Here is a 23,419-nt window from a genome sequence, read left to right as displayed (position 1 = left end):
AGAGCCGTGTAACGGGAGACTGTTACGCACGGTTCTGTGGGAGCCCGGGGGTGAAATCCCCCCGGGCCACCCGACCTCAGTCGGCAATGTCAAGTGTAATCGGTTCGCCGGGGCCATTGTGCTCGTCGAGACACGAATAGGTGATGGTGTCTCCTGCATCTGGCAGGATCGTGGGCGGGACCAGAAAGATCCCGTCGAAGACCTTCCGAATTACCGGATTGTCCGGTGGCCTTTGGAGCCTGGCGGAACCTGGGCAGGAGCTTGCAACGACGACGATGCCGAATACCCGAGAGGCTGCCGTTGCCGTCAAGCCATGGCACGCAGAGCTTGTTGCGATCTCCGTGCCGTTGTCGGTGACTTCGCTGACCCGCCAACAGCGCGACGAGTTGGCTTTGGGTCCGTCCTCAGTCCCAGTCTGAAGGGACACCTTATGGCCACCCGGGATCTCAACCGTTTCCACCACACGCGACCACCTGTGTTGGCCATCATTCCGGTCCGCGCCGTTCGCCTCGGGGTCCTCGGAACAGCCAGACATCACCCCCAGTACCCAAGCGAGACCCAGGGCGGCCCTCGTCGCACTCTTCACCACACGTCCTCTCGTCCATCCATCAAATTATGAACGGAAAGCGGCCACCGCAGGCCGGCTCGTCGCACGCCAGGGCAAGAAATATCTGGCTGAGCGACGTACCATCCTGAGAGCTATCTGAGCAGAGGTATCCATGGCACAGACCCTGAGACTCCCAGCGCTGGCGTGGGCTTAACTGGCTCCGCTCGATCCAGCTACCGATCGCCGAGGCGGGGATCGAGGGCTCGGCCGACGTGCAAGTCCTTTCCTCTTCGCAGGGACCTGCTGCATACACATTGTCTGCGACGCGATGCCGCTTAGCAATGGCGACCGCCCGTGCCATCGCTGCCTCGTCGTGCATGTATCCGCCTGCTATGGCCAGCACGGCAGCAACGTCCATCGACTCTTTGCGCCCACTCTTCTGGCGTTCAGCTAAAACGCTCTCGGCCGCCCGCCGTTGCTCCTCGCCACCCATTGTCACCGCAACAAGCATGTCCACGAGTTCGTACCCGGCGGTCGGCTTGCTCGCTTTGTTTCCACTCATTGGCAGAGGAACGTTGGCAGCCTCGGCAACCCGGGTAAGCCGGGCGGATGCTACGCTGCGAGCGTCTGGCGACAGCGAAGCGGCTGAGAGTATTGGTGCCCATAGCTGTCGGACGCTGGCACCGAGCCTGTTCGCGAATACACCTCCATCGCCTACAAGGTCCGCGAGGTCGAGGGCAGCACGAGTCGCTCCGAGCGTATCGTAGGGGTCAACAGCTGATCCGAGGACCCAGCCCGCACGTGTATAGGGCCGCTCCACTTGAGAGACAACCTCCCGGCACCCCAGTTCACGGGCGTAGAAGGTGCCCTGGGTGTCGGTTTCCATCCGATTCGGCAGCGTCACGGCCCCCTTGGAGGTAACCAGCTTGGCACAAATGCCGTTGGGCAATGGAGCACGCGGCTGGCCCAAGCTGGACCGCGCCGATTCGAGCTGGTACCGGGAACCCAGCCAGGAAACGTCGAGTGTCGACGGCGGAATAGCGTTGAGGCTGTTGAGCGCGGCGGAAGACACCCTTTTTGCTTCCATCGACGACTCGTTTCCGCTGCGACCCATGGTGAACACTTCCAGCAAGGGTATGGCGGTGGATACGGCCTGCTCAGGGGTAAGCGTGCCCGAGAGTTTTGCCAATTCGACGCGTGCTTGGCGCATCGTCTCCTCGGGTACGGGCATGCCTACATCGCGCATCGCACGTACGGCGGCCGCCGTACTACCCCATGTGCCGCCAGTGCCAGGATCGGAGGCGAAGAGGTGCCCGTCTCGCAATTTCTCAAGACTGGCTGCCGTCGCCTTGGGGTCCAAACCGCTGCCCAAATACTTCGCTATCCCGGTCGCTAAACTGATCTGAGCGACCTGCTGCAGTGGCGACGAGCCCAGTCCGGTCGCGGCAGCCACTTGGACCCACGGCCGCATTCTTACCGAGACTACACCTGGCGGGAGGCGACCATCTCGCCACTTCAGCTGCCAGTATGTCTCGTACAATGAAAACGGGGAGCGCGCCGTACTCCACGCGTCATCGACGAAGTAGTGCTTATCTCCAGGCCCTATAACGAAGGAGTCGGCAAGAAGCTCTGTCACGTCCTGCTTTGTCTGTACTGGGGCCGTGGCGTTCGGAGCGCGGTTGACAGCGTCCGGTGTTGTGGTGGCATTGCTGGAGCAGGCGGTAATGAGCGGTACGAGTAGTGTGATGCCCGTGAGGGCCCATCGCCCGCCCCGAATTCTAGGACCACGTTTCATCAATGGTTCGCCTTAACTTCCTTGGCATCGCAACGCGGGTCTCGGCCCTGGTGAGGCCGAGACCCGCAGCTGCTACTTCGCAAATCCGTCTGATCAGAGGGCAACGCTGCTGTAGGCGTCAGTCGTGTAGAAGTTGCTACCGAACCCGTAGGAACCGTGCACCTCGTACTTCACCTTGGTGACCCTGCCACTGCTTACCTTCAAGTAGACGTGCTGGACACTGTGGTTGACTCTCCACGTGTTCTTCACGGTGTTTGCGTACGAGATCCGGCCGCTACCGTGGTTGATGGTCCCAGAGGGAGAGCCTCCGAAGCTCCAACTGAGCGCGAAATAGTCGATGTCCCAGACGTCTCTGTGCTTGATGCTGCTGGCGTTGTAAGGGGACGTGCCGCCCCACTGCGAATAGGACTGAGTATTGTAGTAGTCCGCCTTCGTGTAGCAGCACCCGGTAACGATGTAGACGTCAACGAAAGCTTTCCCGTAGGACTTCAGAAGACCGGATCTGCCGCCGGGTGGGGTGATCGTCCGACTCGCTGACTTGTAAATATTGAATTGGCAGGGAGGAAAATTGTAGCTGCAATGGCTGGCAGAGTTGCTCCCAACATAAGCCATGGCGGAATACGTGCCACTTGCCTGGCTGGGTGCTGAAGTCCCCTCTGGGTCGGGCTGGTACTCCGGGTCATTCTCCACGGCTGGCTCCGCAGGTTCCTCTGCGTGACCAGGACCCGGGTCGCGCAGAGGCGTATCACCAGGCTCCGGACCCTCGACCCCTGCTGGGCCCTTGTCCTTAATCGAAGGATCGGGAATCGTAACGGTGACAACTCCGGGTTCATCGACGACTGTGACGTCGGTCGAATAGGATGGCGTCTCGGCCATAGCGGGCGCGGGTATCGCGACGGCCCCAAGGAGAGCCATCATTCCAAGAACTCCCACCATGCCAGGCAATCTGGCTGCCTTTTTGATCAAGGCTTCCGCTCCCGTTTCATCTGGAACTGACTGAATGTGCCCTCGGGAAGCCTCGAGCGGGTTGATACGGATGGTTCAAACCGAATGCTTCGAGGCTGCCTGGCGGGGCGGACTGACGGTAGCAAACCTTTCGTTAAGGTGATGCCCCATCTGGCATGGCGGGCGAACGAGCGCTATCAACCCCGGCCGATCCGGCACTGTGTGTTAGGTAAAATGTCCGCTTCCTGCGCGGCTGCACCCTGAAGATCACCGTTGGTAGCGGATAACGAATCGATAACCGCGGCCACGTGGATGTCAGTCGAACGACGTTCCAGCGGACGCCTGCGGCGAGCAGAGGCGGGCTACCCGCCAGGGGATCAGCCGCGACCTCAACCGGGTGTTCTGAGAGGCGGCGAAGGCCAGCGACGCGGTTTGCCAGGGCCAGGTCTGTTGGCACGCTGAAGATGAGCCGAGTACTGGCACGGCGTACCCCGTCAGCGGCGCTGTGCATCGTGACAGCACGCGGCGGTAGGGGCGGCGACCAGCTGGTTGTGGGCCGCCGAGCGCTCGGCCGACCAGGGCCGCTGCCGCGGTCCGCAGCTACCAGATCGGCGAAGCTAGGTATGCGCCAGCACTCCCGTTGCCGCCGGGTAGCGGTCTGTGCTGCCGTGGTCAGGCTTTCAGCCAGACGGCGGGACCTCGCTGTGGCGCAGTGATGACAGCGGTGTGTTCGGCGGATGGCAATACAACACGCCCTCCCGCTGCATGATCCCTTCGCTCTAGCCGAGATGCGGGGAGGCCGGTCGGGAGCCTCAGCTCCCGACCGGCCCTTGTTGCGTCGGTGCGGGGTTAGGGCGCGGCGGCCGTGACGTGCACGGTGGCGTACGAGTTGTCCTTCGCGGTCTGCTTGATGGTGATCGAGACGCCGTAGCTCACGCCCTGGTCACCCGGGTTGCCGGTGCCCAGCACGATGACGCCGCCGCCCAGGGTCGCCCCGTAGTACGCCGGAGCCGGCGTGCCGTCGGGGTTGGTGACCCGGGTGGTGTACCGCTCGTTGTCGCGCGACGGCAGGACCACCGAGGCGTCGCTGTCCCGGGCGTAGGCCGCGCCGTCCCGGATCTCGATGCCCGGGTACCAGCCCTTGGCGTCGGTGAACGCCGGCACCGCCGGCTGCGCCGGGAAGTTGGTGCAGTACTCGCTGTACGGCTCGTCCGCCGCCTCCAGGCACTCCTTGAAGGAGTACGTGGGGTTGAGCGAGAAGGCCGCGTTCGCGGACTGCGGGCGGCTGGGCAGGTTGTCCAGCACCGACGGGTCCTTGACGGCCGCCTCGCCCTGCCGGCGGTACGGGTCGAAGTGCGAGTCCACGATCAGCAGCCCGCCCTTGGCACCGTAGCTGGGCAGCGCGGTCAACTGCGCGGTGACGTGGTTGACGTCGCCGAGCGCGGTGTCCCGGTACCAGACCAGCATGCCCGGGGCGTTGTACGACAGCTTGTCGACCTTCCACGCCTCGTGCGAGTACACCGTGTCGTAGGCGTACTTCAGGCCGTTGTCGAAGCCGTCGAAGTTGCGCCACTCGGCCAGGTAGTAGTGCGCCTGGGTCGAGGTGCCGCCGTCGATCCGCCAGCCCGCGCCGGTGGTGTCGACGAAGGTGCCGCCGGTCGCGGTCCAGCCGTTGGTGCCACTCTCGACGTCGTCGCTCCAGGTGGTGGCGCCACCGCCGGTCACCGAGAAGTCGTCGGCGAACCAGCCGCGCTCCAGGAACGCCTCGTCGGTGGCGTAGCGGAGCCGCACCTGCACGGTCTGCCCGGCGAACGCCGACAGGTCGACGTAGTCGTGCCGCCAGCCGTGGGTGTCACCGGTGAGGCCGTACTTCTTGTTGCCGAAGTCGACCATCCGGCCGTTCGGGTCGGAGTAGCCGTCGTCCGTGGTGACCAGCTTGCCGGTCGAGTCGTAGACCTTCTGCTCGGCCCAGGTGGCCCCGCCGTCGGTCGAGACCTCGACGAAGCCGTAGTCCCAGTCCGCCTCGATGACGAAGTTGTTCCACATCCAGAACTTCGCGTCGGCCGCCGCCGGCACCGCCACCTGACGGGCGATCTTGACGTCCGCCCAGTCCTGGTCGGCGCCGGTGTACCACATGTTCGCCCCGCTGTGCGGCGTGGCCAGCGTGATCACCTTGTTCGGCAGGTTGATCTTGATGCCGTCCTGGGTGCCGCGCGGAGTGCGCGAGGTCTGGCCCAGCTGCACGTCGCGCGGGGAGGCGCCGGGCGCCAGGGTCAGCGGGTCGGCCCAGCCGAGCACCCACTTGTCCCACAGGCCCATGTGCGTCGGCAGCGCCTGGAAGACCTCACCGGAGTGCGAGCCCGAGGCCATCAGGTCCCAGAAGTCGACGTCCGAGTCGGCGTTGCCGGAGGTGTCGTAGAGGTCCGGCAGACCCAGGTCGTGCCCGAACTCGTGGGCGAAGACGCCGACGCCGGCGTCCTCCGGCTGCACGATGTAGTTCGACACCTGGAGGTTGGTGCCCGGGATCGTGTAGCCGCCGGCGATCGACGACGAGTGCGCCCACACCGCGTAGATGCCCTCGGCGCCGCCGCCGCGCGACTTGCCCTGGCCGGCGTGCACCAGCACCAGGTGGTCGATCACGCCGTCCGGCTCGAAGACGTTGCCGTCACCGTCGCGGTCGCCCTGGTCCTCGATGTCGTAGTCGGCCCACGGGAAGTTCGGGTCCATCTGCGCGAGGGTGGCGATCGCGTCGGTGGCCAGCCGGCCCGCGCCCTGCGGGTTGTCCGGGTGGCCGTTCATCGACTGCTGGCGGCCGGCGACCCAGTTGCCGTTCTCGTCCTGGAAGCAGCGCGAGGCCGCGTACCAGCCCTCGGAGTGCGGCACCTTGATCCACGGGCTGGCCTGCCCGTCGACCGTGTACGCGCCCTTGGACATCTCCAGGTACATGTTGTGCATGGTCCGGCCGGCCAGGCTGACGCCCGGCTTGCCGTCCGGCCCGGTCAGGTCCGGGCGGACCCGCTCGGTGATGCCCTCCTTGGTGTAGAGCATCTTGTCGTAGTGCTGCGGCGAGAAGTCCGGCACCCACATCGAGTTGTTGTCCTCGTGCGGCAGAGACGCCGGGTTGGGGATGTTGTTGTGCAGCGGCCCGTTCTGCACGGTGCCGAGGACGCAGCTCCGGTCCTCGAAGACCGTCTTGGGGACCATGACGTTGGTGAAGTCGTCGTTGGCCTGCTCGTTGAACTCCACGAGCAGGGTCAGCAGCTTCGCCGTCTGGGTGCCCTTGGCCTGCTTGATCTGTCGCGGGTTCTTGCCCGTCTTGATCGCCTCGGCCTCGGTCTTGGCGAGCTGCCGCGCCGTGACCGGGTTGCCGCGGGCGAACTTACGGTCGTAGGCCCGCGCCTCGTCGACCGCCGGGGCGTACACGCCGCCCTTGCCCTTGACCTCGCGACCGTCGGAGTCCGGCTGCACCGCGGGCTCGGCGTAGTTGATGTAGAACTCGTCGGCCCCGATGGTGGCCCGGGCGGGCCCGGACTCGGCTGCCGCCGCGCTGCCGGTCACGGTCAGTGACGTGGCGGCGAGGGCGAGGGCGGGCAGGGCGACGAGTAGGCGTCGCCGCGACCCGGGTTGCGGATTTCTGTTCATGCCGCTCCATTTCTCGGGCATGGGGGAGGATGGCGCCGGGCGGCCGGCATCGATGTGATGACCGTCGAACCGTCCCGACCTGCGTGAACCTAAATCAGAAATAACGCGAATGACAGGGGTCGAACGCCGCCTGTGTCCGTTCAGCTTCTCCCGGGTCAGCCGACCGACCGATGTGACACCTCGTGGACGGCCCGGTTCCTACCCGTAAGACATGACGGAGGGTGGCGGCCGTCGGACCGCCACCCTCCAGGTCGTACGTCTGCCGTCAGTCCTCGTCGGACTTGCCACCGCCCATGCCCGAGGCGATCAGCTCCATCACCGAGGAGTCCTGGAGCGTGGTGACGTCGCCCAGCGACCGGTGCTCCGCGACGTCCCGCAGCAGCCGGCGCATGATCTTGCCGGAGCGGGTCTTCGGCAGCTCGGGCACCAGCATGATCTGCCGCGGCTTGGCGATCGGGCCGAGCGTCTTCGCCACGTGGTTGCGCAGGTCGGCGATGAGCTGCTCACCGGCCGCGCCGGCGGTGTCGGTGCTGCCGCGCGGGATGGCGAACGCGACGATCGCCTGCCCGGTGGTCGGATCGGTCGCGCCGACCACCGCGGCCTCGGCCACCGACGGGTGCGAGACCAGCGCCGACTCCACCTCGGTGGTGGAGATGTTGTGCCCGGAGACCAGCATCACGTCGTCCACCCGGCCGAGCAGCCAGATGTGCCCGTCGTCGTCCTTCTTCGCCCCGTCCCCGGCGAAGTAGATCCACTCCCCGTCCGGCTGCCCGCCGCCGGCGCCGGCGCCGAACCGCGACCAGTACGTCTCGAGGAACCGGTTGTCGTCCCCCCAGATGGTGCGCAGCATCGACGGCCACGGCTCGCGCAGCACCAGGTAACCGCCGCCGCCGTCGGGCACCGACCGGCCCTGGTCGTCCACCACGTCGGCGGCGATGCCCGGCAGCGGGGCCATCGCGCTACCCGGCTTGGCGGCGGTCACCCCGGGCAGCGGGGAGATCATGATCGCGCCGGTCTCGGTCTGCCACCAGGTGTCCACGATGGGCAGCTGGCCCCGGCCGACGTGCTGCCGGTACCAGATCCACGCCTCCGGGTTGATCGGCTCGCCGACGCTGCCGAGCAGCCGCAGCGACGACAGGTCGAAGCCGGCCGGGATGTCCTCGCCCCACTTCATCATCGTGCGGATCAGCGTCGGCGCGGTGTAGAGGATGGTGACCCGGTACTTGTCGACGATCTCCCAGAACCGGCCCTTGTGCGGGGTGTCCGGGGTGCCCTCGTACATCACCTGGGTGGCGCCGTTGGAGAGCGGGCCGTACACGATGTAGGAGTGGCCGGTCACCCAGCCGATGTCGGCGGTGCACCAGTAGACGTCGGTCTCCGGCTTCAGGTCGAAGACCGCGTGCGTGGTGTACGACGTCTGGGTCAGGTAACCGCCGGTGGTGTGCAGGATGCCCTTCGGGCGGGCGGTGGTGCCGCTGGTGTAGAGGATGAAGAGCGGGTGCTCGGCGTCGAACGGCTGGGCGGTGTGCTCCGCCGGGGCGGTCTCCACCGTCTCGTGCCACCAGTGGTCCTTGGCCGACCAGGCGACCTCCTCGCCGGTGCGGCGCACCACCAGCACGGCCTCGATCGACGGACACTTCGCCACCGCCTCGTCCACGGTCGGCTTGAGCGCCGACGGCTTGCCCCGCCGGTAGCCGCCGTCCGCGGTGATCACCACCTTGGCGGTGGCGTCCTGGATCCGGTTGGTCAGCGCGTCGGCCGAGAAGCCGCCGAAGACCACGCTGTGCGTGGCGCCGATCCGGGCGCAGGCCAGCATCGCGACCGCCGCCTCCGGGATCATCGGCAGGTAGATCGCCACCCGGTCGCCGGCGGTGACACCGAGGTCGGTCAGCGCGTTCGCCGCCTGGCAGGTGAGCCGGTGCAGTTCGGCGTAGGTGATGGTCCGGGTGTCGCCCGGCTCGCCCTCCCAGTGGATCGCGACCTTGTCGCCGCGACCCGCCTCGACGTGCCGGTCCAGGCAGTTGTACGCCACGTTGAGCTGCCCGCCGACGAACCACTTCGCGAACGGCGGATTCGACCAGTCCAGCACCTGGTCCCACTGCTTCGCCCAGGTCAGCCGCCCGGCCTGGCGCTCCCAGAAGGCCAGCCGGTCGGCTTCCGCCTCGGCGTACGCGTCCGCCTTGACGTTGGCGTCGGCGGCGAGTTCGGCCGGCGGCGGGAACTGGCGCGTCTCGTTCAGCAGATTGGCCAATGCCTCGCTCATGCCGTGCTCCCTCGTCGCTCGGGTGACCTGGGTCTCGTGGGGGAGAGGTTAGTCGGAGCGCCGGGGCCGAGGCGACCGGTCATCCGCCGGATCGCGCCGAGCGGCCCGCGACGCGCGCCGGACGGCGGCACGCCGCCCCTGCGCACCGGCGCTTCGGTGTGCCGGGCGTGATCGACACGAGGCCCGGGACCGTGCGGTTTCCCCGCCCCAGGACATCCCGACATCCGGTAACCCGGGTCGACCATCGGCGGCCGCCTGGTGGCGGGGGTCGCGTTCGCCCCGGGTGCGGCCCGGGGCGGGCGGCCGGGTCGCTAGCGTGACGGGGTGACCACCGACCCGCTCGCCCCGCTGCTGGAGCTCGCCGACATCGCCCCCGCCGTCGAGCGGGCCCGCGAGCGCTTCGACCAGGCGCTCCGGCACCGCGCCCTGCGCCGGCACGGGGGCCAGGTCGCGGCCGAGGTCAGCCTCCGCTCCGCGGTGGCCAGCGCGGCGTTGGAGGGGTACGCCCACGACCGCGAGGCCGTCCGGGCGGGAACGGTCACCGAGCCGGTGCTGCAGGGGGCGCTGCGGGTGGCCGGGGCACTGCCCGGGCTGAGCGAACTCTGGCCGAAGGCGCCCCGGCAGGCGCTGGCCAAGCTGCACGTGCTGGCCGCCCGGGACGTGGTGACCGAGGCCGAGCTGGGCCGCCCGGTGACCGACCCGGTCGTGGCCGCGCGACTGGACGGGCTGGCCGGGCTGGCCGCCGGCGGCACCAGGGTCCCCCCGCTGGTGCTGGCCGCCGTCGTGCACGGCGAACTGCTGAACCTGCGCCCGTTCGCCGGGCCGTCCGGGCTGGTGGCGCGGGGCGCGGCCCGGCTGGTGCTGCTCTCCAGCGGCCTCGACCCGCGCGGCCTGCTCGCCGTCGACGTGGGGCACCGGGAGCGCGAGCCCGAGTACGTCGGCTCGGCCGGCGCCTTCGCCACCGGCACCCCGGACGGGCTGCGCTCCTGGCTGCGCCACTACATGACCGCGGCCGAGGTCGGCGCGGACCAGCTCACCACGATCGGCGACGAGATCCTCGCCGCCGCCTGAGCCGCACCGTCCGGGCCGCCGCCTGAGCCGCACCGTCCGGGCCGCTGCCCGAGCCGCACCGTCCGGGCCGCTGTCTGTGCCGGCCGGTTCGGGCCGCTGGTTGAGGGGGCCTGCCTCCGCGCTGCCGCCGGAGCGGAGCCGCGCGGGGGCCTGAGCGGCGCCTGGGCGCGACCGGTGCGGTCAGGCGGCGGGGGCGGTGCGGGTGCGGCGGTGCCGGCCGTACCAGGCGATGCCGATGGCCACCCCGACGCCGACGCCGAGCGCGGCCGCGGCGACCGGGACGGCGGGACGCTCGCGCAGCCGGCGGCCCAGCGGGATCGGGTGCCGGAACTCCAGCACCGGCCAGGAGTTCTCCGTCGCCAGCTTGCGCAGCTGCCGGTCCGGGTTCACCACCGTCGGATGGCCCACGCACTCGAGCAGGGGGCGGTCGCTGTACGAGTCGGAGTAGGCGTACGAGTCCGCGAGGTCGTAGCCGCGCGCGGTGGCCAGCTCGCCGACCGCGTCGACCTTGCTCGGCCCGGCGGCGTAGAACTCCACCACGCCGCTGTAGCGGCCGTCCACCACGCCCATCCGGGTGGCGATCACGTCGGTGACCCCGAGCAGCTCGCCGATCGGCCGGACCATCTCCTCACCGGAGGCGGAGACCAGCACCACGTCCCGGCCGGCCGCCTGGTGCTCCTCGATCAGGGCGGCGGCCTCGGCGTACACGTACGGGTTGATCAGCTCGTGCAGCGTCTCCGCGACGATCTGGCGGACCTGCTCCACCTGCCAGCCCTTGCAGAGCGCGGCGAGGTAGTCCCTGGTTCTGGCCATGGTCTGCTCGTCGGTGCCGCCCAGCCGGAACATCAGCTGCGCGTACGCCGACTTGACCACGTCACGCCGGGTGATCAGGCCGTCCCGGTAGAACGGCCGACCGAACGCCAGGGCGCTCGACTTGGCGATGACGGTCTTGTCCAGATCGAAGAAAGCGGCACTTCGGCCCACGGCGCGAAAGTCTAGCCCGATGGTCTATGGTCGGCGGGTGCCCGGGGTCCGATGCCCCCTCAGACCCGCGGGCCGGCCCAATACCTCCGCGCATCGTGACGGCGGTCACACTCTGCGAACACGATTTCGCAGCGAGTGGAGGCGACACCACTCGACGTGAGCAGGTCCGCTCAGGCAGACTTGTCGGCACGACGAGTATTCATATCTCGGACAACTGGCAGACCCTCGGCGGTTGCACCCCCCGTGACCGCTGAGTGGGTTCGGCTCGACCCCCCCGGAGCCGAACCTCACGACGACCCCCGTCTCCCCCCGACGGGGGTCGTCCCTTTCCGGGGTATGCGCTGCGACGCAGGTCACGGTCACTCTCCAGGCCGTAGGGTGGGCTCTCGCGGGGCGGCTCGGTCGCCGGAGTCAGCAGATCGTCAGCAAGCGGGGCGAAGGCGTCCAATCTCCGAGCGGCATGGTCGTCCGGGGTGTGCGTATAACGATTTGGCGTCGTGACGCCTGCTCGTGGCCCATGACCCGCTGCACCAGGTTGATCGGAACGCCATCGGTGACCAGTCAGGTGGCGTACGCGTGTCTCAGATCGTGGAACCGCAGCCCGCCGACAGCCTCAGCCGGTTGATGCGTGACGCGGTGGCACGGCACGGTCCCGCCGTGGGCTTCCTCGGCCGCCGGGCCGCCCTCACACTCGTCGCGCGCGCCCTCGCCGATCGGTTCACCTTCAGCGACCCCGAGGCCGTGGCGGCATCGGTGGACGCGGTCGAACGAGGCGTGCCGCTCGCCCCGGAGATGCGCACGCGGATGATGCGCTCGCGGGCCACCGGCGACGGGGGCGCCGGTGGCTCGGCCGTGAACGGACTGCACGCCGCGACCGCCACGGGCCAGGGCCCGAACGAACCACTCGACCTGCTCAACGCGGCCACGTACGCGGTCCCCGACGAGTGGCCCCGCCTGCGCCGGGCGGTCGACCGGCTGCTGCGCGGCTGACCGTACGGGCCCGTGTCTTTCCCGCCCCGGGTTCCTTGCCGCCGAGGTTCAAGGCCCCGACTCGACGACGTCGCGCGCCGGACCGTGGCGTTCGGCGAGGTGTCGGCGTAGCCCCCGACGCAGGCGCGCCGACGCACCCGGAGCGGATGCGAGGACGCTGAGTTCGTCGGGCTCGACCTCCGCCCGGCCAGCCAGGGCGAGCACGGCGGCGTACGGGCGGCTCTCGCCGGCGGCGAGCCTGCCCTCGAGGTGTCCGAGCACGTCCAGCAGGACCGCCCGGTCGGCGTGCGAATGCCGGGCCACGAGCAGCAGGAGTCGATTGTCGTTCCAGGTGCTGCTCCGCTGACCGCACAGCCCGGCCAGCACGTCCGGCGGGGTGCGGGGGTTGGCCGCCAGCGCCTCCCAGACGAACGAGTAAGGGCAGCCGGCCAGCGCACGCAGCACCGGCTCCTCGGTACCCGGATCAGTGGCGAGATCGCGGTACTGGGCCGGCGTGTGCAGCCCTCGCATCGTCGCCTCGACATCCATGCGGACCATGATGCGCTCGTCATGGGTGAGCCTGACGGCCGCAGCCGGCTGACAGCGAGCCGGACGTGCTGCCGCCATAGCAGATCCACCGCGTCGGCGGGCGTTGTCCACAGGGCGTCGCGTTGTCCACAGGCGGCCGCGCGGGGCCGGCGGACGGGAGCCGATCGGCAGCAAAGTCTCCGGTCAGCAACCCCAGCCGACCGTTGGAGGCCACGATGCCACCCCGTACCTCCGTTTCCGCACACCGGCGCCGACCACTGGTCGTCACGTCGGACGGCGAGCTTCTCGACGACCTGCTGCGGCTCGCCGCGGCGGGCGACGTCGAGGTGGACCTCGCCGCCGACCCGACCGCCGCCCGGACCCGCTGGCTGCCCGCCCCGCTCGTGCTGGTCGGCTGCGACCAGGCGCAGCCCTGTCTGCGGGCGCGGTTGCCGCAGCGACCGCGGCTGGTCCTGGTGGGCCGGTCCGGCGAGCTCGACCCCGGCTGGCAGGTCGCCGAGCTGATCGGCGCCGAACACGTCGCCACCCTGCCCGCCGCCGAACCGTGGCTGGTCGACCGGTTCGCCGAGTGCGGCCCCGACCCGGCCGGGAACGGCGAGGCACGGGTCACCGCGGTGCTGGGCGGGCGCGGCGGTGCCGGTGCGAGCATCCTCGCCGGCGGGCTCGCGGTCACCGCCGCCCGCGCCCGGCTGCGCACGCTGCTGGTCGACGCCGACCCGCTCGGCGGCGGGCTGGACCTGGTGCTCGGCTGGGAGCAGTTGGAGGGACTTCGCTGGCCGGCGCTCACCGACGCGGACGGGCGGGTGGACGCACCGGCGCTGGTGCGGTCGCTGCCCAGCCGGGGTGACCTGGTGGTGCTCTCCTGGGACCGGGGCGACCTGCTCACCATCCCGGTGCAGGCAATGGCGGCCACCGTGGACGCCGCCCGGCGCGGCCGGGACTTCGTGGTCGTCGACTTGCCCCGCCAACTGGACGACGCGGCGGTGACCGCGCTCCAGGCGGCGGACCAGGCGTTCGTGGTGGTGCCCGCCGAGCTGCGGGCCACCGCTGCCGCGGCCCGGGTGGTGGCCGCCGCCGCCCCGCACTGCGCCGACCTGTCGGTGATCGTCCGCGGCCCGGCGCCGGGCCGGCTGCGGGCCGCCGAGGTCGCCCGGGCGCTCGGCCTGCCGCTGGCCGGCACGCTCCGCCCGGAGCCGGGACTCTGCCGAGGACTGGAACGGGGCGAGGCGCCGGCGGCCGGCGGCCGAGGGCCGTTGGCCACGCTCTGCCAGCGGATCGTCGGCGACCTGACCGGCGTGCCCGTGCCGGGTGCGGCATGACCGGGCAGGCCGACGGCGACACCCTCGCCGCCCGGGTGCGGCAACGGATCGCCGCCACGGACACGCCGGTCACTCCGGCCGCGATCGTCTCCGCCGTACGGGCCGAGCCGGGCGCCGCCGTCCTCGGGGACAACGCCGTGCTGCGGATGGCCGACCGGGTACACGACGACCTGGTCGGCGCCGGCCCGCTCGCCCCGCTGCTGGCCGACCCGGAGGTGACCGACGTGCTGGTGAACGGCACCCGCGTGTGGGTGGACCGGGGTCAGGGCCTGCACCAGGTCGCGGTGCCGGTCGGCACGGTCGACGACGTACGCCGGCTCGCGCAGCGGCTCACCGCCGGCGCCGGCCGGCGGCTGGACGACGGCTCGCCGTACGCGGACGCCCGGCTCGCCGACGGCACCCGGCTGCACGCCGTGCTGCCCCCGGTGGCGACCGACGGGCCCTACCTGTCGTTGCGGACCTTCCGCCAGCGACCGTTCACCCTCGACGACCTGGTACGGCAGGGCACGGTCCCGCGACCGGTGGCACCCGTGCTCGCCGCCGTCGTGGCGGCCCGGCTGGCGTACCTGGTAACCGGCGGCACCGGGTCGGGAAAGACCACACTGCTGAACACGCTGCTCGGTCTGGTGCCCGCGACCGAACGGATCGTGCTGGTGGAGGACGCCGCCGAGCTGCACCCGGTGCACCCGCACGTGGTCGGGCTCCAGGCCCGCACCGCCAACGTGGAGGGCTCCGGTGCGGTCGGGCTGACCGACCTGGTCCGGCAGGCGCTGCGGATGCGGCCCGACCGGCTGGTCGTCGGTGAGTGCCGGGGCGGGGAGGTGGTCGACCTTCTCGCCGCGCTCAACACCGGCCACGACGGCGGAGCCGGGACGTTGCACGCCAACGCGCCCTCGGACGTACCGGCCCGGCTGGAGGCGCTCGGCATGCTCGGCGGGCTGCCCCGCGCCGCCCTGCACGCCCAGGTGGCCGCCGCGCTTCAGGTGCTGCTCCAGGTCCGTCGCAGCGCCGGCGAGCGGGTCCTGGAGTCGATCTGCCTGTTGCTGCCCGAAGGCCCGGACCGGCTGGTCACCGCGGTCCCGGCCTGGATACGCGGACGCGGGCTCGGCATCGCCGCCCGGCCGCTCGGAGCGCTGCTGCGGGAGCGGGGCGTCGCGCTGCCGCCGATCCTCTGCGAGCCCTGGCCCGGATCGGCGGGACCGGCATGACCGCCGGGTACTGGCTGCTGGTGGCATTGCTGACCACGGCCGCGGTGCTGGTGGCCGGGCCGCTGCGACGCTCCCGGGTCCGATGCCGCGCCCTGACCGGCCCGGCTCCCCGGTCGGCCAGCACGGACGGGCCCGACGATCCGCTCGTGGACTGGGTGGCGGAACTGCGCCGCCCGATCGCCGGGCCCGCCGGCGTCGCCCGGGCGGCCGGCAGGGTGCCGTCACCGCCCGTCCGGCAGGTGGCCGGCCGAGCGTCGCTGTCCCGGCCGGGCGACGCGCCTCCGCTGTCGCCCCGGCCGGCCGACGAACCGGCGCTGCCGCCGCCTGCTGCCGGCGGGACTCCGATGGCACCGCGCTTCGCCGGCCCGCCGCGACCGCCCGGTCGCCGGGATCCCCGCCGACCCGCCGGGCCCGTCGGGCCGCCGAGGGCCTCAGTGGGGCGACGACCGGCGACAACGGGGCGACGGCCGGCGACCTGGGCCGGGCGGGTGCTGCCGGACGCCGGACGGCGTCGCGTGTCGGCGGTGCTCACCGCGTCGCCGAAGCGCACCCTGCTCCTCGTCGGCCTGGTCGGTGCCGGGTTGGGGTTACTGCTCGGCGGCCCGGTGGCGGGAGTGGCTCTCGGCGGCTACGGGACGTTGGGTGCCCGCGCCCTGGTGCGGCGGCAGGCGGCGCGGCGGGCGGACCGGGCCCGGCGCCGACGACTGGACCAGCTCTGCGGACTCGCCGCCGACCTGCGCGCGGGCCTACCCGTGCTGGTGGCCGCCGAGCGCCTGGGGCTGACCGTCGCCGGTGGCGCCTCGAACGCTCCGGCCCCGGCACGCGACGGCATCGGTCTGCCCGCGACGAACACCGGGCCGGCGCGGGCGCCGGTGAGCGCCGGTGCGGGTCTGCTGGCGACGAACGCCGACCGCGAACTGCCGTCGTCGAGCATCGGGGCCGTCGCGGGCGGCGGTGGCGCCGGGGCGGGTCCCGACCGGCGCGGGGAGCACGTCCCCCGGCCGCCGGTCGCGCCGGCGAGCGCCGAACCTCCCCGGGCGGATGCTCTCCCGGCTCTGCTCACCGGTGGTCCCAGCGTGGTCGTCGAGCCGGCGGCCAGCGCCGGCCCGCGACGCGGCGAGCCGGGCCGGCGTGCGCGGCCGGGCGACGAGCCGACCGGGTCGGATCGGCTCCTGCGGCTGGCGCTCGCCGCCGTACGCCTGGCTGACCGGACGGGCGCGCCGCTGGCCGAGCTGGTGGAGCGGATCGAAGCCGACGCCCGCTCGACCGATCGCGGCCTGGCCGCGGCGGCGGCGCAGGCGGCCGGGGCGCGGGCGACCGCGTGGCTGTTGGCGGCGCTGCCCCTCGGCGGCATCGGGCTCGGCTACGGCATCGGCGTGGACCCGGTCGCCGTGCTGCTGCACACCCCGGTCGGCGGCGGCTGCGCCGTCGCCGCGATCGTGCTCCAGGTCTCCGGGCTGCTCTGGGCCGAGCGGCTCGGCGCGGCGCCGGGGCGGGCCGGCTGATGTCCCGGACGGTGCTGGCCGCGGGGTGCCTGGTCGGGGCGGCTCTGCTGGCCGCGACGTCCGGGGTCGGGCGTCGACCGCGGCACCGGCTGCGCGACCTGAGCTCCACCCCGCCCGGCCCGGGACGACTGCCCGCCGAGCCGGCGGCGGACGGTGACGGGGCGCCACGGCCTGGTCGGCGCCCGGACGCGCTCCGGCTCGCGGCGGGGCTGGGCGGCCTGGCCGTGGCCGTTGTCGTCGGCGGTTGGCCGGGGCTGCTCGCGGCGCTCCCGACGGCGATGCTGCTCGACCGGGCGTTGCGCCGGATCGAGCCGCCGGCCGTCCGGAACCGCCGGTTGCGTGAGGCCGCGGACCTGCCCCTCGCCGCCGACCTGCTGGCCGCCGCGATGCGGGCGGGCGCGCCGGTGGACCGGTCCGTGCTGGCGGTGGCCGAGGCGCTCGACGGCCCTCTCGCCCAGCGGCTGGGCCGGGTCGGGCGCACGCTGCTGCTCGGCGGCGGCCCGGAGGAGGCGTGGTCCCAGCTCGGGCCGGTACCCGGTGCGGAGCGGATGACCGCGGCGGCGATGCGCTCCTCGCACAGTGGTGCCGCGCTGGCCGGGGCGCTGACGCGGCTCGCCGACGACCTGCGTGCCGACCGGGCCACCGCGGCCGAGGCGTCCGCCCGCCGGGCGGGGGTGCTCGTCGTGCTGCCGCTGGGGCTCTGCTTCCTACCGGCCTTCATTCTCGCCGGCCTGGTGCCGGTGATCGTCGCCGTCCTCGGCGACGTGCTCTGACAACCCTCGAGAAAGGACCAGCACGTGCGCAAACTCTTCGCCCGCCTGCGCGGGGACGCCGGCATGAACACCGCCGAGTACGCCGTGGGCACTCTCGCCGCCGTCGCCTTCGCCGGCATCCTGCTGAAGGTGCTGACCTCGGGCAACGTGCAGTCGGCGTTGACCGCCGTCATCGACCGGGCGCTGAAGTGACCCGGCGCCGGCCGGCCGGCCGCGACCGGGGTTCCTTCACCGCCGAACTGGCGGCCGGCCTGCCGGCGCTGGTCCTTCTCCTGCTCGCCGGGCTGACCGCGGTCAACGCGGTCAGCACGAAGGCGGGCTGCCTGGACGCGGCCCGGGAGGCGGCGCTCGCCGCCTCCCGGGGCGAGGACGGAACGGCCGCCGGGCAGCGCTCCGCTCCGGCGGGCGCCGAGGTGTCGGTGGCGGTCGACGGCGAACGGGTCCGGGCCACGGTCCGGGCGCCGGTCCGCACCCTCGGCGCCCGGCTGCCCAGGATCACCGTGGCCGCCACCGCGGTCGCCGCCGTCGAACCCGGCGTTCCGGGCGCGCAACCGTGACCGCCCGCGGCGACCGCTGCTCACCGAGCGGCCACCACCGCGGCGCTGCTCGCCGGCGGGCTGGTCCGGTGCGTCATCGAGCCGGTGGTGGCGTTGGGGAGCGGGGTGGGGCGACCATCTGCCTGCTCGCCGTCGGGCTGGTGTTCGTGGTGGTCGGGCTGTTCGGCGCCGCCGTGGCCAGCGCCCGGGCGGCCCGGCAGCAGGCTCGGGTGGCGGCGGACTTCGCCGCGCTCGCCGGTGCGGGTCGGGTGCTCGACGGCCACCCGACCGCCTGCGGACGGGCCACCGAGGTCGCCGCCGCCAACGGTGGGCGGCTGGTCGGCTGCCGGCTCGACGGACTCGACGTCCTGGTCACGGCGGAGGTGACCGTCGCGCCGCTGCCCGGGCTGACCCGCGTCGCCACGGTCAGCGCGCGGGCCGGCCCGGTGCGAGGCTGACCCGCGTCCACGGTCAGCGCGGGCCGGCCCGGTGCGAGGTTGACCTGCGTCGCCACGGTCAGCGCGCGGCCCGGCCCGGTGCGCGGCTGGCCCGCGTCGCCAGGGTCAGCGCGGGCCGGCCCGGTGGGGGCCAGGAGCGCGCCCGTCGGAGCCTGGAGGCGTCAGCGGGCCTGGAGGGCGTCGAGCGCGACGGCCATCGCGATCACCAGCCGCCGGTCGATCTGCGGGTGCTGGATCTCGACGACGTACCGGTCGCGCAGGCCCCACTTCTTCACCACCGTGAAGACCGGCTGGCCGTTCGCGGTGAAGTCGAAGTGGTACGGCAGCCAGGAGAGCGAGTCGACGAAACGCCGCAGCAGGGCCACCGGCAGGCTGCGCTCCTGGCCGGTCACCTGCGGCAGGCCGGCCTGCTCGACGTGCCAGGTGGAGCGGAGCAGCGACTGGGCGAAGTCCTTGCGGAAGACGCCGATGGGGTTGCCGGCGGCGTCGGTCACGTCGTACGTGGCGCCGAGGTCGAGGCGCTGGCGGGCCTTGAACCCGAGCAGCGGCTGCTGCTTCGAGTCGTCCGTGTAGATGGTCACCTGCTCCTTGAAGGCGAGCCGCTTCTGCTGGGCGAACGCCAGCAACCCGCCCTCGGAGCCGTCCGGCGCGACGGCGTGGACCTCGTACTGGTTGACCATCATCCGCACCCGTTGGCGGATGTGGAACTGCTGCTGGGCCTGCAAGTTGTCGGGCTGCATAATGTCTCCTCACCGATGATCCGCCGGAGTCTCGCACAGCCCGGTCGCCCCCGCCGCCCGGAAACCGCGACAACCGGCACCGAAAGCCACCACGACGGTGCCCTGACGGCGGCCACCATCGCGATCACCGGTGCCGGCCGCCGCCGCGATCACCGGTGCCGGCCGCCGCCGCGACTATCGGTGCCGGCCGCCGGTTGCCGAGGGGCCGGGCGTCAGCGGCCGCCGTCCACGGTGGCGCGCAGCGCCCAGGCGTTGAGCACCTGGTGGATGCTGCGCAGCCTTTCGTTGATCTGTTCCAGCCGCTCCGCCTGGGCCAGCGCGGCGAGCGCGGCGCCGAGCGCTATCTGCTGGTCGAGGGTGAGGTTCTCCTGGTCGATGGTGTAGAGCAGGTCGACGGTCTCGGCGATGGTGTCGGCCACGACTCCTCCTCCGGGCGAACGACGAACGAACAGCGGGACAGGACGACGACAACAGCGAAACGCCATCGACCACACCGTCGATGGAAGCGCTCCCACGACAGTGCCCAGCGAGCACCGGGTTCATGCATGACGGCCGGCTCAGGACGGCAGGTTCGACAGCACCACGTCGAGCACCCGGATCGCGTCCGGCTTGGACAGCGGGTTGTTGCCGTTGCCGCACTTCGGTGACTGGACGCAGGACGGGCAGCCCGCCTCGCAGCCGCACTCGGCGATCGCGTCCCGGGTGGCGCGCAGCCAGGCCGCCGCCGTGCCGTACGCCCGTTCGGCGAAACCCGCCCCGCCGGGGTGCCCGTCGTAGACGAAGACGGTCGGCGCCTCGGTGTCGGGGTGCACCGCCGTGGAGAGCCCGCCGATGTCCCACCGGTCGCAGGTGGCCATCAGCGGCAGCAGCCCGATCGCGGCGTGCTCGGCGGCGTGCAGCGCCCCCGGCACGTCGGCCGGCTCCACCCCCGCCGCGGTCAGCGACTCAGGGGAGAGGGTGAACCAGACCGCCACCGTGCGTAGCTCCCGGGCCGGCAGGTCCAGCGGCCGGGTGTCGATCACCTCGCCGGTGGCGATCCGGCGCCGCTGGTAGGAGACCACCTGACTGGTCACGTCGACCTCGCCGAGGAAGAGCCCGACCGGGCCGGCGTCGACATAGGAACGCACACTCACCACCGACAGCGAGGTGACGTCGCGGGCGTGGGTGGACCAGTCCGGCTCCTCCGGGTGCACCAGCGCGCACCCGTCGGCCAGGTCCAGCTCGTCCACCACGTACGAGACGCCCTGGTGCAGGTAGACCGCACCGGGGTGGAGCAGGAAGTGCGACGAGCCGCCGTCGACGGTGCCGAGCAGCCGGCCGGTCGCCGCCTCCACCACGCAGACCGGGGCGCCGCCCTCGCCGCGCAGGTCCACCTCGGGGTGCTCCCGGTGCCGCCAGTACCAGCCGGTCGGGCGCTGCCGCAGCGCCCCCGCCTCGACCAGCGCGTCCACCGCCTCCTTCGCCCCGTCGCCGAAGAGCGCCAGGTCGGCCGGGGTCAGCGGGGACTCGACCGCCGCGCAGGCGAGCTGCGGCCCGAGCACGTACGGGTTGGCCGGGTCGAGCACGGTCGCCTCCACCGGAGCCCCGAACAGCGCCTCCGGATGGTGCACCAGGTAGGTGTCCAGCGGGTCGTCCCGGGCCACCAGCACGGCGAGCGCCTCCTGCCCGGAGCGCCCCGCCCGCCCGGCCTGCTGCCAGAGCGAGGCCCGGGTGCCCGGGTAACCGCAGATCAGCACCGCGTCCAGGCCGATCAGGTCGACGCCCAGTTCCAGCGCGTTGGTCGAGGCCAGCCCGAGCAGGTCGCCGTGCAGCAGCGCCCGTTCCAGCTCGCGCCGCTCCTCGCGCAGGTAGCCGGCCCGGTAGGCGGCGACCCGGTCGCCGAGCCCGGGCACCGCCTCGTCCAGCGCCCGGCGCGCGTTGGCCGCCACCACCTCGGCGCCCCGGCGGGAGCGGACGAAGGCGAGCGTGCGTACCCCGTCGGCGACCGTGTCGGCGAGCAGGTCCGCGGTCTCCCGCAGCGCCGACCGGCGGACCGGCGCGAGGTCCACCGCGTCGGACGAGGTGTCGGCCGAGGGCAGCAGCGGCGGCTCCCAGAGCGCGAAGGTCACCCCGCCGCGCGGCGAGGTGTCCTCGGTGACGGCGGCCACTGGCAGGCCGGTGAGCCGACCGGCCGCCGCCGCCGGGTCGCCCGACGTGGCCGAGGCCAGCACGAAGACGGGGGTGTTGCGCGAGCTTGCGAGCGCAGGGGAGGAGGAGCGGCCCGTATTTCCACTCAATCTCCGCAGCCGGCGCAGCACGTGTGCGACGTGCGAGCCGAACACGCCCCGGTAGGTGTGGCACTCGTCGACCACCACGTACGCCAGCCGGCGCAGGAACCCGGACCACTGGGCGTGCCCGGGCAGGATGCCGTGGTGCAGCATGTCGGGGTTGGTCAGCACGAACCGGGAGTGCCGCCGGATCCACTCCCGCTCGGCGCGCGGGGTGTCCCCGTCGTAGCAGGCGGGGCGTACCCCGTCGAGTTCCAGCTCGGCGACGGCGCGCAACTGGTCGGCGGCGAGCGCCTTGGTCGGCGCCAGGTAGAGCACGGTGGCCCGGGGGTCGGCGAGCAGCGCCGCGAGCGCGGGCAGTTGGTAGGCCAGTGACTTGCCGGACGCCGTGCCGGTGGCCACCACCACGTGCTGCCCGTCGTACGCCAGGCTGGCCGCCTCGGCCTGGTGCCGCCACGGCGCGACCACGCCGCGGCGGGCGAACGCCGCGCGCAGCTCCGCCGGGGCCCACGCGGGCCAGGGCGCCGGCACGCCGGGCCGGGCCGGTACCCGCTCGACGTGGGTGACCGGGTCGGTCGGGTGCCGCCCGCGCAGCCGGCCCAGCAGGTCCGCCGGCGATCGCCCTCGGCCGGGGCCTGCGGATACGGTGACTGCGGACGACACGACCTGCACTCTCGCACTGGTGTTCGGAAATGAAAAGCCGGGGGGTTGGGTAAGGGGGAGCCTTCGCCGGTGAGCCGTCGGGCCGCACCGGCGGTAGTGGTTAGATGCCCAGGAGAGTTTACGGCTCTTGCGAGGAGGACCGATGGAGCTGTCGCTGGCGACCCGCACCGTGGGGGAGCACACGGTGCTCGAGGTCGGCGGTGAGGTGGACGTCTACACCGCCCCCCGGCTGCGTGAGCGGCTCCTCGAACTGATCGACGGCGGGGCCCGCCACGTGGTGGTGGACCTCGGCCGGGTCGACTTCCTCGACTCCACGGGGCTGGGCGTGCTGGTCGGCGCGCTCAAGCGGCTGCGCTCGGCCGGCGGCTCGTTCGCCCTGGTCTGCGACAAGGAGCCACTACTCAAGATCTTCCGGATCACCGCGCTCGACCAGGTCTTCCCGCTGCACCCCACGGTCGACGCCGCGGTGGCCGCGGGCCCGACCGGCGCCGGCGCGTGATGGCCACGGTCCGGCTCTCGTTCTCGCCGGCGCCGGTGCACGTCCGCACCGCGCGCCTGGTCGGCGTCGCGGTCGCCCGGCGCGCCGGGGTCCGCGAGGACCTGCTGGACGAGGTGCGCCTGGCGATCGGTGAGGCCTGCACCCGGGCCGTCGCGCTGCACCGCCAGTACGGGCTGGCCGACCCGGTGCTGGTGGAGATGTCCGACGCCGGGCAGTACGCCGTCCGGGTGGTCGACCGCGCGCCGATCGAGGCCGGCATCGGGCTGGCCGCGCTGCCGCCGGACGAACTGGCCGACGAGTCGCTCACCGACGAGGCGCTCACCACCGGCGTCGGCTTCGCGCTGCTCGCCGGCTTCGTCGAGGACCTCCAAGTGCGCCCGGTCGACGAGGGCATCGGCACCGAGGTCCGGATGGTCTGGCCCGTCGGCCGCTGACCCGGTCACCCACCACACAGGCCGCGTCCCCACCGGGGGCGCGGCCTGCCTGCCATGGACCCGCTCCTATATCAGATTCCGGTTCATAACACAGCGACGAAGATCATCGAGAGAGGGTGACCCCTCGGTGTGACCTCCGACACGGCAGAGGGCTACAGTACCCGGGTTGTCAGCAAGTGATCCATCCCGCAGCCAGCGGGAACGGGTGTTCATCGCTGGTCCGCCGGGGTGGGTTGGCGCGCGCTTGCGAGT

At 72.1% G+C, this 23,419-nt stretch carries 20 protein-coding genes; 11 read left to right on the top strand and 9 right to left on the bottom strand.

Going from position 1 to position 23,419, the window contains the following annotated elements:
* Window positions 1-608: 608 nt before the first annotated feature.
* The 4 genes from AC1WTP_RS28900 to acs form a co-directional block, all read right to left on the bottom strand.
* Window positions 609-2,183, bottom strand: a complete 1,575-nt coding sequence (locus AC1WTP_RS28900; protein ID WP_481652399.1) for a hypothetical protein — start codon at window positions 2,181-2,183, stop codon at window positions 609-611.
* Between the two features lie 252 nt (window positions 2,184-2,435).
* Window positions 2,436-3,278 carry a hypothetical protein gene (locus AC1WTP_RS28895; RefSeq protein WP_481652398.1) on the bottom strand — a complete coding sequence of 281 codons (843 nt, stop codon included), beginning with the start codon at window positions 3,276-3,278 and terminating at the stop codon, window positions 2,436-2,438.
* 858 nt (window positions 3,279-4,136) lie between these two features.
* Window positions 4,137-6,929: an immune inhibitor A domain-containing protein gene (locus AC1WTP_RS28890; RefSeq protein ID WP_481652397.1), complete on the bottom strand. Its 2,793-nt coding sequence runs from the start codon at window positions 6,927-6,929 to the stop codon at window positions 4,137-4,139.
* A 265-nt stretch (window positions 6,930-7,194) separates the two neighbouring features.
* Window positions 7,195-9,192 carry an acetate--CoA ligase gene (gene acs, locus AC1WTP_RS28885; RefSeq protein ID WP_481652396.1) on the bottom strand — a complete coding sequence of 666 codons (1,998 nt, stop codon included), beginning with the start codon at window positions 9,190-9,192 and terminating at the stop codon, window positions 7,195-7,197.
* 324 nt (window positions 9,193-9,516) lie between these two features.
* Between acs and AC1WTP_RS28880 the strand changes: the two genes are divergently transcribed.
* Window positions 9,517-10,263, top strand: a complete 747-nt coding sequence (locus AC1WTP_RS28880; RefSeq protein WP_481652395.1) for a Fic family protein — start codon at window positions 9,517-9,519, stop codon at window positions 10,261-10,263.
* A 180-nt stretch (window positions 10,264-10,443) separates the two neighbouring features.
* Here the strand turns inward: AC1WTP_RS28880 and AC1WTP_RS28875 are convergent, their stop codons facing one another.
* A complete protein-coding gene (locus AC1WTP_RS28875; protein WP_481652394.1) occupies window positions 10,444-11,247 on the bottom strand; it encodes an HAD family hydrolase in 804 nt (267 codons plus the stop codon).
* 576 nt (window positions 11,248-11,823) lie between these two features.
* On the opposite strand from AC1WTP_RS28875, the gene AC1WTP_RS28870 reads away from it, so the two are divergent.
* Window positions 11,824-12,237 (top strand): hypothetical protein, encoded by a 414-nt coding sequence (locus AC1WTP_RS28870; protein ID WP_481652393.1) that lies wholly within the window; start codon window positions 11,824-11,826, stop codon window positions 12,235-12,237.
* Window positions 12,238-12,285: 48 nt separating this feature from the next.
* Here AC1WTP_RS28870 and AC1WTP_RS28865 read toward each other — a convergent pair whose 3' ends face one another.
* Window positions 12,286-12,765: a hypothetical protein gene (locus AC1WTP_RS28865; RefSeq protein WP_481652392.1), complete on the bottom strand. Its 480-nt coding sequence runs from the start codon at window positions 12,763-12,765 to the stop codon at window positions 12,286-12,288.
* 215 nt (window positions 12,766-12,980) lie between these two features.
* Between AC1WTP_RS28865 and ssd the strand changes: the two genes are divergently transcribed.
* The 7 genes from ssd to AC1WTP_RS28830 all read left to right on the top strand — a co-directional run bounded on the left by ssd (window position 12,981) and on the right by AC1WTP_RS28830 (window position 18,564).
* Entirely contained in the window at window positions 12,981-14,084 is a 1,104-nt protein-coding gene (ssd, locus tag AC1WTP_RS28860) for a septum site-determining protein Ssd (RefSeq protein WP_481652391.1), read from the top strand.
* Complete coding sequence (locus AC1WTP_RS28855; RefSeq protein ID WP_481652390.1) at window positions 14,081-15,292, top strand: TadA family conjugal transfer-associated ATPase; 1,212 nt, start codon at window positions 14,081-14,083, stop codon at window positions 15,290-15,292. Before ssd ends, AC1WTP_RS28855 begins: the two co-directional genes overlap by 4 nt.
* 524 nt (window positions 15,293-15,816) lie before the next feature.
* A complete protein-coding gene (locus AC1WTP_RS28850) occupies window positions 15,817-16,797 on the top strand; it encodes a hypothetical protein (protein ID WP_481652389.1) in 981 nt (326 codons plus the stop codon).
* Entirely contained in the window at window positions 16,797-17,570 is a 774-nt protein-coding gene (locus AC1WTP_RS28845) for a type II secretion system F family protein (RefSeq protein WP_481652388.1), read from the top strand. The genes AC1WTP_RS28850 and AC1WTP_RS28845 overlap by 1 nt, the downstream gene beginning before the upstream one ends.
* A 24-nt stretch (window positions 17,571-17,594) precedes the next feature.
* A complete protein-coding gene (locus tag AC1WTP_RS28840; protein WP_088997060.1) occupies window positions 17,595-17,762 on the top strand; it encodes a DUF4244 domain-containing protein in 168 nt (55 codons plus the stop codon).
* Window positions 17,759-18,127, top strand: a complete 369-nt coding sequence (locus AC1WTP_RS28835) for a TadE family type IV pilus minor pilin (protein ID WP_481652387.1) — start codon at window positions 17,759-17,761, stop codon at window positions 18,125-18,127. Before AC1WTP_RS28840 ends, AC1WTP_RS28835 begins: the two co-directional genes overlap by 4 nt.
* 68 nt (window positions 18,128-18,195) lie before the next feature.
* Complete coding sequence (locus AC1WTP_RS28830; RefSeq protein ID WP_481652386.1) at window positions 18,196-18,564, top strand: Rv3654c family TadE-like protein; 369 nt, start codon at window positions 18,196-18,198, stop codon at window positions 18,562-18,564.
* A 161-nt stretch (window positions 18,565-18,725) separates the two neighbouring features.
* Here AC1WTP_RS28830 and AC1WTP_RS28825 read toward each other — a convergent pair whose 3' ends face one another.
* The 3 genes from AC1WTP_RS28825 to AC1WTP_RS28815 all read right to left on the bottom strand — a co-directional run bounded on the left by AC1WTP_RS28825 (window position 18,726) and on the right by AC1WTP_RS28815 (window position 22,234).
* Window positions 18,726-19,304 carry an LURP-one-related family protein gene (locus tag AC1WTP_RS28825; RefSeq protein WP_481652385.1) on the bottom strand — a complete coding sequence of 193 codons (579 nt, stop codon included), beginning with the start codon at window positions 19,302-19,304 and terminating at the stop codon, window positions 18,726-18,728.
* Between the two features lie 212 nt (window positions 19,305-19,516).
* Entirely contained in the window at window positions 19,517-19,723 is a 207-nt protein-coding gene (locus AC1WTP_RS28820) for a hypothetical protein (protein WP_481652384.1), read from the bottom strand.
* A 138-nt stretch (window positions 19,724-19,861) separates the two neighbouring features.
* Entirely contained in the window at window positions 19,862-22,234 is a 2,373-nt protein-coding gene (locus AC1WTP_RS28815) for a DEAD/DEAH box helicase (protein WP_481652383.1), read from the bottom strand.
* A 142-nt stretch (window positions 22,235-22,376) separates the two neighbouring features.
* On the opposite strand from AC1WTP_RS28815, the gene AC1WTP_RS28810 reads away from it, so the two are divergent.
* Together AC1WTP_RS28810 and AC1WTP_RS28805 are read left to right on the top strand one after the other, a co-directional pair.
* Entirely contained in the window at window positions 22,377-22,733 is a 357-nt protein-coding gene (locus AC1WTP_RS28810) for an STAS domain-containing protein (RefSeq protein WP_109904225.1), read from the top strand.
* Complete coding sequence (locus tag AC1WTP_RS28805) at window positions 22,730-23,167, top strand: ATP-binding protein (protein ID WP_447136573.1); 438 nt, start codon at window positions 22,730-22,732, stop codon at window positions 23,165-23,167. Before AC1WTP_RS28810 ends, AC1WTP_RS28805 begins: the two co-directional genes overlap by 4 nt.
* The last annotated feature ends 252 nt before the right edge of the window (window positions 23,168-23,419 follow it).

It is taken from the genome of Micromonospora sp. R311 (assembly GCF_056780015.1).
This window is presented reverse-complemented; position numbering and strand designations above follow the sequence as displayed.

Excerpts from the sequence above, each read along its gene's own strand:
- AC1WTP_RS28895 (WP_481652398.1), bottom strand. The coding sequence starts at position 3,278 with ATGGTGGGAGTTCTTGGAATGATGGCTCTCCTTGGGGCCGTCGCGATA.
- AC1WTP_RS28890 (WP_481652397.1), bottom strand. The coding sequence starts at position 6,929 with ATGAACAGAAATCCGCAACCCGGGTCGCGGCGACGCCTACTCGTCGCC.
- acs (WP_481652396.1), bottom strand. The coding sequence starts at position 9,192 with ATGAGCGAGGCATTGGCCAATCTGCTGAACGAGACGCGCCAGTTCCCG.
- AC1WTP_RS28865 (WP_481652392.1), bottom strand. The coding sequence starts at position 12,765 with ATGGATGTCGAGGCGACGATGCGAGGGCTGCACACGCCGGCCCAGTAC.
- ssd (WP_481652391.1), top strand. The coding sequence starts at position 12,981 with ATGCCACCCCGTACCTCCGTTTCCGCACACCGGCGCCGACCACTGGTC.
- AC1WTP_RS28855 (WP_481652390.1), top strand. The coding sequence starts at position 14,081 with ATGACCGGGCAGGCCGACGGCGACACCCTCGCCGCCCGGGTGCGGCAA.
- AC1WTP_RS28845 (WP_481652388.1), top strand. The coding sequence starts at position 16,797 with ATGTCCCGGACGGTGCTGGCCGCGGGGTGCCTGGTCGGGGCGGCTCTG.
- AC1WTP_RS28825 (WP_481652385.1), bottom strand. The coding sequence starts at position 19,304 with ATGCAGCCCGACAACTTGCAGGCCCAGCAGCAGTTCCACATCCGCCAA.
- AC1WTP_RS28810 (WP_109904225.1), top strand. The coding sequence starts at position 22,377 with ATGGAGCTGTCGCTGGCGACCCGCACCGTGGGGGAGCACACGGTGCTC.